At 55.8% G+C, this 9,861-nt stretch carries 4 protein-coding genes and 3 rRNA genes; 1 reads left to right on the forward strand and 6 read right to left on the reverse strand.

Features of this window, described 5'->3' with window-relative positions; all coding sequences use genetic code 11:
- The first annotated feature begins 593 nt into the window (after nucleotides 1–593).
- On the forward strand, nucleotides 594–1,595 hold the full coding sequence (locus tag OZX73_RS08760; protein ID WP_277149450.1) for an alpha/beta hydrolase: 1,002 nt from the start codon (nucleotides 594–596) through the stop codon (nucleotides 1,593–1,595).
- Between the two features lie 171 nt (nucleotides 1,596–1,766).
- Here OZX73_RS08760 and rrf read toward each other — a convergent pair.
- The 6 genes from rrf to OZX73_RS08795 form a co-directional block, all read right to left on the reverse strand.
- A 5S ribosomal RNA gene (rrf, locus tag OZX73_RS08765) occupies nucleotides 1,767–1,883 on the reverse strand.
- A gap of 157 nt (nucleotides 1,884–2,040) precedes the next feature.
- A 23S ribosomal RNA gene (locus OZX73_RS08770) occupies nucleotides 2,041–5,112 on the reverse strand.
- Between the two features lie 209 nt (nucleotides 5,113–5,321).
- Nucleotides 5,322–5,444, reverse strand: coding sequence for a hypothetical protein (locus tag OZX73_RS08775; RefSeq protein WP_277149451.1), 123 nt, complete (start codon nucleotides 5,442–5,444; stop codon nucleotides 5,322–5,324).
- Nucleotides 5,445–5,537: 93 nt separating this feature from the next.
- Nucleotides 5,538–7,060 (reverse strand): 16S ribosomal RNA (locus OZX73_RS08780).
- Together the 16S, 23S and 5S rRNA genes form the textbook arrangement of a ribosomal RNA operon.
- Before the next feature lie 571 nt (nucleotides 7,061–7,631).
- Nucleotides 7,632–8,396 (reverse strand): glucose 1-dehydrogenase, encoded by a 765-nt coding sequence (locus tag OZX73_RS08785; protein ID WP_277149452.1) that lies wholly within the window; start codon nucleotides 8,394–8,396, stop codon nucleotides 7,632–7,634.
- Nucleotides 8,397–8,999: 603 nt separating this feature from the next.
- The gene (locus tag OZX73_RS08795) at nucleotides 9,000–9,263 is read right to left on the reverse strand and encodes a type II toxin-antitoxin system Phd/YefM family antitoxin (protein ID WP_277149453.1); all 264 of its coding nucleotides are present in this window, start codon (nucleotides 9,261–9,263) and stop codon (nucleotides 9,000–9,002) included.
- Nucleotides 9,264–9,861 lie beyond the last annotated feature (598 nt).

Consider the following 9,861-nt stretch of genomic DNA (forward strand, 5'->3'; position numbering starts at 1 on the left):
CCCTGCGGCACCAGCAACGACGCGATCATCGCCACTACCGCCAACAGTGGCAACAATGCCACAAGTTTGGTCAGCCTCGTCTTCGCACGCATTGGCGCTCCGCTTCACTCTATTCCGCGACAGTCTTGTGCCGTGGTGTCTTAAAACAGGGTAAAGGAAAACAACAAAGAAAAAAAGACTTGTTTTTTAAATTTTTTTATGGTATAAACTTCAGAATTTCAACCTTTTGCAATATTTTATCCAATTTATAATCTCAATTCATGTGTCAGCACGAATGAAAATATCGCTACCAATAGGCTAAAATTCAGTCTCCGTTTTGCGTATTTTTTAATTTCCCGGAAACGTCGATTCACTTTCTTACAGGAACCAGAATTTAACCTTTTGCAGAGTCGAAAGCCACACCTGCTTCCAGCTCCTTTCCAATCAAAACATGACATTCTTATATGCCCTGCACTTAGAGCCCTGTTAAATCAAAAATATAACGGTTAGATTTATGGAAGGGCCAGATTGCCACGATAGCAAACGCGATATTTTATTTAGCTGACGCTTAAATTAAGATTTGAGTTACCTTCCAATGCTGACAGTGATGGGAGATGACGATGACACATATCAGCGACGAGATGATCGATCCCGAACTGCGAAGCACAGGGAGGGTAATTCGGCGAATTTTGCCATACTTCACTCCTTCATCTATCCGTTGGGCGAATCGAGCAACGCGTCTGCTGAATGGCGTCAACTACACCCATTTACATTATGGACAGCGGTATTTGCGTAGACCCGACGGCACCAATCTTCGTATCTGTATCTACCGGCCAAAGACAGACTCTGCACACAAAGCTGCCAATGCAGATTCATCTTCTGCTCCAACTCCCGGTATCCTTTGGATACATGGAGGTGGATTCGCCCTCGAGTCCCCTGAACTTGAAGCCTTTTATTTTGAAAAAATAGTGGACGCCACTAATGCCGTTCTCGTGGCTCCCGATTACCGCAAATCCACCGAAGCACCGTATCCTGCGGCTCTTGAGGATTGCTATTGGACACTGCTATGGCTGAAAGACCACGCCGAGCAGCTGGGTGTACGCCCAGACCAGTTGATTGTCGCAGGGGCCAGCGCAGGCGGCAATCTTACGGCTGCGGTCAGTCTCTTGGCACGGGACCGGAAAGACGTGAATATCGCGTTCCAGGTGCCGATCTGCCCAATGCTGGACGACCGGGAAACTCCGAGCTCAAGCGACAACGATGCTCCTGTCTGGAACACCGCTTCAAACCGCTTATGCTGGAATATGTATCTAGGAAATCGAAGAGTCACTGGCAACGTACCAGCGTATGCTGCCCCTGCCAGGGCTCGAGATTTAAACGGGCTTCCTCCGACATTGAGCTATGTGGGCGATATCGAATCATTCCACGATGAAACGGTCACCTATATGAATCGCCTCTCCGCAGCCGGCGTTGAGACGAGATTCCGCGTCTTCCCCGGCGCTTTCCATGTCTTCGACGCGTTGGTGCCCCATGCCCAGGTCTCAAAAGATGCCACGAGTTTTCTATTGGATGGCTTCCGGTACGGGATCGGGCACTACTTTGCTGCTCAGCATTGAGATTGCAGTTTTGAAAAGAATATAAGACTCAATACCGTCTTTCGTCATCATATTTCGAGGATGTCGTGCGTGTGTCCCGGGTGTGGGCGGTTGGTGTGGCCCGGGCGGGGCCGGGCATGCGAAAGGCCCCGCGGGAGCTGGTGCTCAACCGCGGGGCCTTCGTTACGTGTGGTGCGGCGGCGGGCTACTCTCCCACACCCTGTCGGGTGCAGTACCATCGCCGTGCCAGGCCTTAGCTTCCGGGTTCGGAATGGGACCGGGCGTCTCCCCTGGGCTATGGCCGCCGCAAATCTTATGTTGTGCGCAACCCGGGGGTTGCGGGATGTGGCGGCTCGGGAACCGGAAAGCGGACGCGTATCGGATGCAAATCGAGTTGTGCCATCCAAGCGCTAGTGCTGCCTGGAGTCAATCGCAGGGGATGCCCTCACGTCCCCAACGAATGGGGAGTGTGATTGCCTTTCGGCCGTTAGTACCGGTCGGCTCCGCCCCTCGCGGGGCTTCCACGTCCGGCCTATCAACCAGGTGTTCTCGCCTGGGGCCTACAAGGGGTCAAAGCCCCTAAGGAATACTGATCTCGGAGCAGGCTTCCCGCTTAGATGCTTTCAGCGGTTATCCCTTCCGAACGTAGCCAACCGGCCGTGCCGCTGGCGCGACAACCGGCATACCAGAGGTTCGTCCACCCAGGTCCTCTCGTACTATGGGCAGGTCTCCTCAATATTCCAACGAGCGCAGAGGATAGAGACCAAACTGTCTCACGACGTTCTGAACCCAGCTCGCGTGCCGCTTTAATCGGCGAACGGCCGAACCCTTGGGACCTGCTACAGCCCCAGGATGCGACGAGCCGACATCGAGGTGCCAAACCATCCCGTCGATATGGACTCTTGGGAATGATCAGCCTGTTATCCCCGGGGTACCTTTTATCCGTTGAGCGATGCCGCGCCCGTGCGCCGGCACCGGATCACTATCTCCGACTTTCGTCCCTGCTCGACCCGTCAGTCTCACAGTCAAGCCCGCTTGTGCGATTGCACTCGACACCCGATTGCCAACCGGGCTGAGCGAACCTTTGAGCGCCTCCGTTATCCTTTGGGAGGCAACCGCCCCAGTTAAACTACCCGCCAGGCACTGTCCCTGACGCGGATCACGCGTCGAGGTTAGACATCAAATGGAGACAGAGCGGTATTTCACCTTGCGGCTCCACGATGGCTGGCGCCACCGCTTCGAAGCCTCCCGCCTATGCTACACAGTTTCCACCTAATGACAATACCAAGGTATAGTAAAGGTCCCGGGGTCTTTTCGTCCTTCTGCGCTTAACGAGCATCTTTACTCGTACTGCAATTTCGCCGAGCTCCTGGTCGAGACAGTGGGGAAGTCGTTACGCCATTCGTGCAGGTCGGAACTTACCCGACAAGGAATTTCGCTACCTTAGGATGGTTATAGTTACCACCGCCGTTTACCGGGGCTTGAATTCACCGCTGCCCCCTCACGAGGAGGGATGACGGATCCTCTTAACCTTCCGGCACCGGGCAGGCGTCAGTGCATATACAGCGGCTTGCGCCTTCGCATGCACCTGTGTTTTTGGTAAACAGTCGCTACCCCCTGGTCTGTGCCACCCCCCCGGGGCTCCGGGCGCGAAGCCCTTCACCCCAGGGGGTCTCCCTTATACCGAAGGCACGGGAGTAATTTGCCGAGTTCCTTGACCAGGATTCGCTCGATCGCTTTGGTATTCTCTACCTGACCACCTGTGTCGGTTTGCGGTACGGGCGCCGCAGCACCTCGCGCCGAAGCTTTTCTCGGCAACGGAAACCACCGGGTTCGGCCCCAACGGGCCCCACCATCGCGCCTCACCCTCAATGCGCCCCGGATTTGCCTGGGGTGCGGGCTGCACGCTTGGCCACGGACTACCACCGCCGCGGCCGGCTCTTCCATTGCGTCACTCCTGCGCTGGCCTACCGGAAGGTCTGTCCCAACCACCAAGCATCAGCCACCCCGAAGGGAGGCATCCGCAAGGCGGGAGGTTAGTACCCGACTTTCGGCCCGGACGGTCCTGCGCCGGTACGGGAATATCGACCCGTTCGTCCATTCGACTACGCCTGTCGGCCTCGCCTTAGGACCCGACTCACCCGGGGACGATGAACGTGGCCCCGGAACCCTTGGTCATCCAGCGGACGGGATCCTCACCCGTCTCTCGCTACTCATGTCTGCATTCTCGCTCCCGCACGGTCCACGGCTCGCTTACGCGGCCGCTTCACCCCGTACGGGACGCTCTCCTACCCAGCAGCAAAAGCTGCTGCCGCGTCTTCGGTGGCGTGCTTGAGCCCCGCTACATTGTCGGCGCGGAACCACTAGACCAGTGAGCTGTTACGCACTCTTTCAAGGGTGGCTGCTTCTGAGCCAACCTCCTGGCTGTCTATGCGACTCCACATCCTTTCCCACTTAGCACGCGCTTCGGGACCTTAGACGACGATCTGGGCTGTTTCCCTTTCGACGACGGAGCTTATCCCCCGCCGACTCACTGCCGCGCTCCACCGCCACGGGTATTCGGAGTTTGGTTGCCGTCGGTACGCGATACGCGCCCTCAGGCATCCAGTAGCTCTACCCCCCGGGCGAACCACGCGACGCTGCACCTAAATGCATTTCGGAGAGAACCAGCTATCACGGAATTTGATTGGCCTTTCACCCCTAGCCCCAAGTCATCCCCCCAGTTTTCAACCTAGGTGGGTCCGGTCCTCCACGCGGTCTTACCCGCGCTTCAACCTGCTCAGGGCTAGATCATCCCGCTTCGGGTCCAGGACAGGCGACTCAAACGCCTTTTGAGACTCGCCTTCGCTACGGCTCCCCCACGACGGGTTAGCCTCGCCACCTGCCACTGACTCGCAGACTCATTTTTCGATAGGCACGCCGTCACCCCACAAGGGGGCCCCGACGGTTCGTAGGCGCACGGTTTCAGAAACTGTTTCATTCCCCTCCCGGGGTGCTTTTCACCTTTCCCTCACGGTACTCGTTCGCTATCGGTCAGACAGTCATATCTAGGCTTACCCCACGGTCCGGGCGGATTCACACGGGATTCCACGAGTCCCGTGCTACTTGGGAACCTGGATCGGAAGGCAGCGCGCGACCGGCTACGGGGCCATCACCCTCTACGGCCGGGAATTCAATCCCGTTCGCCTAGCACGCCGCTTTATGACTTCCGCCGGGCGCTCCAGCGCCCGGGCACCAGGCCCCACAACACCCGCCGCGCAACGCCTGGAGGCTATCACACGCGGCCGGTTTGGCCTGATCCGCTTTCGCTCGCCACTACTCACGGAATATCCTTTCCTGCAGGTACTGAGATGTTTCACTTCCCTGCGTACCCCCCGCTCGAAAGCGGTGCCGGCCCATACGGCCGGCGGGTCCCCCCATTCGGAAATCCTCGGATCAAAGCCCTGTCGGCGGCTCCCCGAGGCCTATCGCGGCCCCACACGTCCTTCATCGGTACTGTCTGCCAAGGCATCCACCATACGCCCTTGCCAGCAACACACACCCACACAAGGAATGCATGCCGCAAGGACCTTCTGCGAAAAACTCTGGACAACACATCATCACACTATGAATGATCACAAAACGATCGACCAAATCCCCAATCCAAAAGAATCGGAGACCGGTCTGAAAAAATTGCATCTAACAAAGCAAGAATCATATCTTGCTCGCGTCCACTATCCAGTTCTCAAGCCACCACGCGCATCCGGATCAGGCGCCCCGTCCGGGGCCGCCGTCAGCGGAAGGCATCGAATCGCACCGACCAGAGGTCGGGGTGGCGATCCGGGAGCCCAAAAGCATGCCCACACCACTGATGCATTGTAAAGTTGTCATCCTTGATCTTTTCCACACCAGCAGGACACGGACCGGGAACATCCCGGACGCGTCCGACACCGGCCACCAGACAGTGGCCTGAATTCTCCGTAGAAAGGAGGTGATCCAGCCGCACCTTCCGGTACGGCTACCTTGTTACGACTTAGTCCCAATCACGAGCCTCACCTTAGACGGCTCCGCCCACAAGGGTTCGGACACCGGCTTCGGGTGCTGCCCACTTTCATGACTTGACGGGCGGTGTGTACAAGGCCGGGAACGCATTCACCGCGGCGTTGCTGATCCGCGATTACTAGCGACTCCGCCTTCATGGAGTCGGGTTGCAGACTCCAATCCGAACTGAGACCGGTTTTCAGGGATCCGCTCCGCGTCGCCGCGTCGCATCCCGTTGTACCGGCCATTGTAGCATGCGTGAAGCCCTGGACGTAAGGGGCATGATGATCTGACGTCATCCCCACCTTCCTCCGAGTTGACCCCGGCGGTCCCTTGTGAGTTCCCGGCATGACCCGCTGGCAACACAAGGCGAGGGTTGCGCTCGTTGCGGGACTTAACCCAACATCTCACGACACGAGCTGACGACGACCATGCACCACCTGTGAACCGGCCCCGAAGGGAGGCGACATCTCTGCCGCTGTCCGGAACATGTCAAGCCCAGGTAAGGTTCTTCGCGTTGCATCGAATTAATCCGCATGCTCCGCCGCTTGTGCGGGCCCCCGTCAATTTCTTTGAGTTTTAGCCTTGCGGCCGTACTCCCCAGGCGGGATGCTTAACGCGTTAGCTCCGACGCGGAACCCGTGGAATGGGTCCCACATCCAGCATCCACCGTTTACGGCGTGGACTACCAGGGTATCTAATCCTGTTCGCTCCCCACGCTTTCGCTCCTCAGCGTCAGTAACAGCCCAGAGACCTGCCTTCGCCATTGGTGTTCTTCCCGATATCTACACATTCCACCGTTACACCGGGAATTCCAGTCTCCCCTACTGCACTCAAGCCCGCCCGTATCCGGCGCAGACCCATCGTTAAGCGATGGGCTTTCACACCAGACGCGACGAACCGCCTACGAGCTCTTTACGCCCAATAAATCCGGATAACGCTTGCGCCCTACGTATTACCGCGGCTGCTGGCACGTAGTTAGCCGGCGCTTATTCGAAGGGTACACTCACTCTCGCTTGCTCCCCAACAAAAGCGGTTTACAACCCGAAGGCCTTCATCCCGCACGCGGCGTCGCTGCATCAGGGTTCCCCCCCATTGTGCAATATTCCCCACTGCTGCCTCCCGTAGGAGTCTGGGCCGTATCTCAGTCCCAATGAGGCCGGTCGCCCTCTCAGGCCGGCTACCCGTCAAAGCCTTGGTGGGCCGTTGCCCCGCCAACAAGCTGATAGGACGCGACCCCATCCCATGTCGGTAACCCTTTCCCGCGATCACATGCGATCACGCGGAACACCCGGCATTACCACCCGTTTCCAGGAGCTATTCCGGAACATGGGGCAGGTTGGTCACGCATTACTCTCCCGTTCGCCACTCTCACCGAAGTGCAAGCACTCCGGATCCCGTTCGACTTGCATGTGTTAAGCACGCCGCCAGCGTTCATCCTGAGCCAGAATCGAACCCTCCACAAAAAACATGAAAGGCCGAGAAAATCGGCTCCATACAAAATAATTGACGGAACCATCCCATAAGGGGGGATGGTCCACACTAAAAACCCCGACACCCTTCAAAACCCCTCGGCTACCCGGCAGAACCGGGCGGGCATCGGACTGGCAATCAAAAAAAGCTTTACATATAAAAAGTAGTACAGACACACTCTTGAGTTCTCAAACCACCACCACACCAACAACTTCAACTAATCTCAGGGATTTGTTGTCGCCATCAGGCAGCAAGTAGATAACTTACACTAGGTTGCCCCCACACGCAAGTCCTGTTCGAATAACAACCCCAGATTCCTTGAAACAACGGCGTTTCAACGGCGTGTCGGAATTCATGATCGATCATCCCCAACAACCGTACATTCATTTATCGAGTTCTTGGAAAAATTATTTTATTGGTTTTCTCGCGTTGCCGCCGTTCCTGGCTATCGACACTAATCGTCAATGGACGGATACGGCGGCACTACTTCAATTCAAAATGATCGGAGAAGACAACATGCGAAATATTAAACCCTGGAGTTTGCTGTCTTCTCATAGGTTGTCATCAGAAAGTGATCCAACCGCCGTCGACCGGCATAATCGCGCCGTTGACATAATCAGCTTCATCGGAAACCAAGAACAACGCCGCTTGTGCAATGGATTCCGCAGAACCGATATCGGGCATCAATCCCATACCGGTTTTCTGCCGTTCCATACCGAACTGGCTAACGCCCTTCATCGATTCGGTGATATTGGTTTTAATGCCACCTGGAGCGATGGCGTTGACGCGAATCCCTTCCTTCTCATACATGAACGCGGTGTTCTTGGTAAGTCCGACCACGGCATGTTTCGAGGCGGTGTATGCCGCACCGGCGCGCCCGCCGTTGGTGCCGCCGACCGAAGCGATGTTGAGGATCACGCCCTTCTTACGAGGCAGGAATTCATGAATCGCCTCACGCATGGAATACATGACGCTATCCACGTTGATCGCGAAAACCCGCTTCCACATCTCGTCGGTGACCTCGCCCACGGGGCTCATGTCGTCCATGACGCCTGCGTTGTTGACGACGATGTCGAAATGACCATATTCGGCCCGTGCGGCCTCGAACATAGCCTTGATGTCGTCCTCTTTGGAGACATCGGCGATGACTGTAATCATCTTGCCGCCGGCTTGTGCGACCTCCTTCTTCACCGATTCAAGACGGTCCGCGTTGATGTCAGTGCCTACGATGCTTGCGCCTTCCTCGGCGAACACGCGCGCCATCTGCGCGCCCATGCCGGATCCTGCGCCAGTAATCACAGCCACTTTGCCTGCTAAACGTCCACTCATAGATTTCCCCTTCTTTGAGAATCTTGCGGCCACTTGCCACGAGTAAAGCCATTATAACGAAATAAAATCAGAAGAAGCCTATCAGGAATAACGGCGTGAGAATAGCGTGATTGCGTTTCAACCGGATTAGCCGATAATGGACATTATGTTCCCTTAGGCTGGAAATTTGCAATGAGTATGCCCTATCATCATTACGAAGCGGTACAAGATTTGCGCCAATGCACAAAGTCAGAAAACTAAATTCAACAAAGATAAATTGAAACAAAAGCTGAGCTAGATAGTTCGACGAAACGAATGAAATTTCGGCCTGGGCCCTTCTCGAACCAACCTTAACTCAGTTCCTTATTCGTAATGGCTCCACGCAGCATATATCGTTACGGTCTTCGTGTCATCATTGATGGTCATAGACCACCCGATGCTGGCTATTGATCCGGCGGGAATACAATCCCCGGCTAGCAGGCTGCAGTTTTTCAAATGATTGGGTCGGCTGATACGGGTCAGATTTCAGATCTGCCACTACCTGCATGAATGATTGCTGGAGATGTGAACGCTTGAGTTTTTTAAGATCTGATTTGGCCGAGTTTTTGATGACAACGCGATAAGTCACAGCGTATCCCAATCAATATCATCGAAATCCGTGATTCCGCTATCGTCAGCACGGCGTTTTTCAGCTGTGGCGAGTGTGCCCGTGTTCTCCAGATACAAGGTTTCGATCATCGAATTCCAATCGGCACGATTGACGACTACGGCTTCCTCGTCCTTGTTGCCCCTTGCGGGAGAAATCACTACGGGTTTCCGCTGAACGTTGACATCCTTGAGAATCTGGTACAGGTTCTTCCTTGCTGCTGTCGGAGTATAAGTATCCATAATGTCCTACCTGCAATAAAGTCTTACCGTCATTAACGTACGTCATTCATGTACGCTCGATATTCAGTTTAGCATAATTGACACGGGATGGGGACGATTGGGTTGATTGTGGACTGATTAAGCCCGCAGGCCGAGTATCCTTCCTACCGCATCGGGGTTGGTGCGCGGTTTCCTTGAGCACGCCTTTGAGACGGGTCTGGAGCCTCCCCGTGCCCCCGTTGCATTGCTAGAGCAGATGATCAAAACGTCGAAAAAGAGGATTGTGTGGGATGCAAGGTCGAAGTTCCACAATCTTACATAGTGTACCTTCGCACGCCAGCGAGTTGAAGACTACTGTCGGCAGTGGTGTTCGGGCGTAGGAAGGGACGGGGAGGCCGGCGATAAACTGGCCTCCCCGAAAAGATCCAAGCCCCGGGTATGGGAAGGACCCCGTAAGGGCTGTGTGGCCTGTCCGTGTGTCCGGGGTTGGTGCGCGGTTTCCTTGGATCACGCCATTGAGACGGGCCTGGAGCCTCCCCGTGCCCAGAATTCCTGTTTGGTCGAGTTCGGATGCGTGATTGGGGACTTCCTCGCCGCTCGGCATTGAGATTAACAGCGT

This window comes from Bifidobacterium sp. ESL0775 (assembly GCF_029395475.1).
Classification (GTDB): Bacteria; Actinomycetota; Actinomycetes; order Actinomycetales; family Bifidobacteriaceae; genus Bifidobacterium.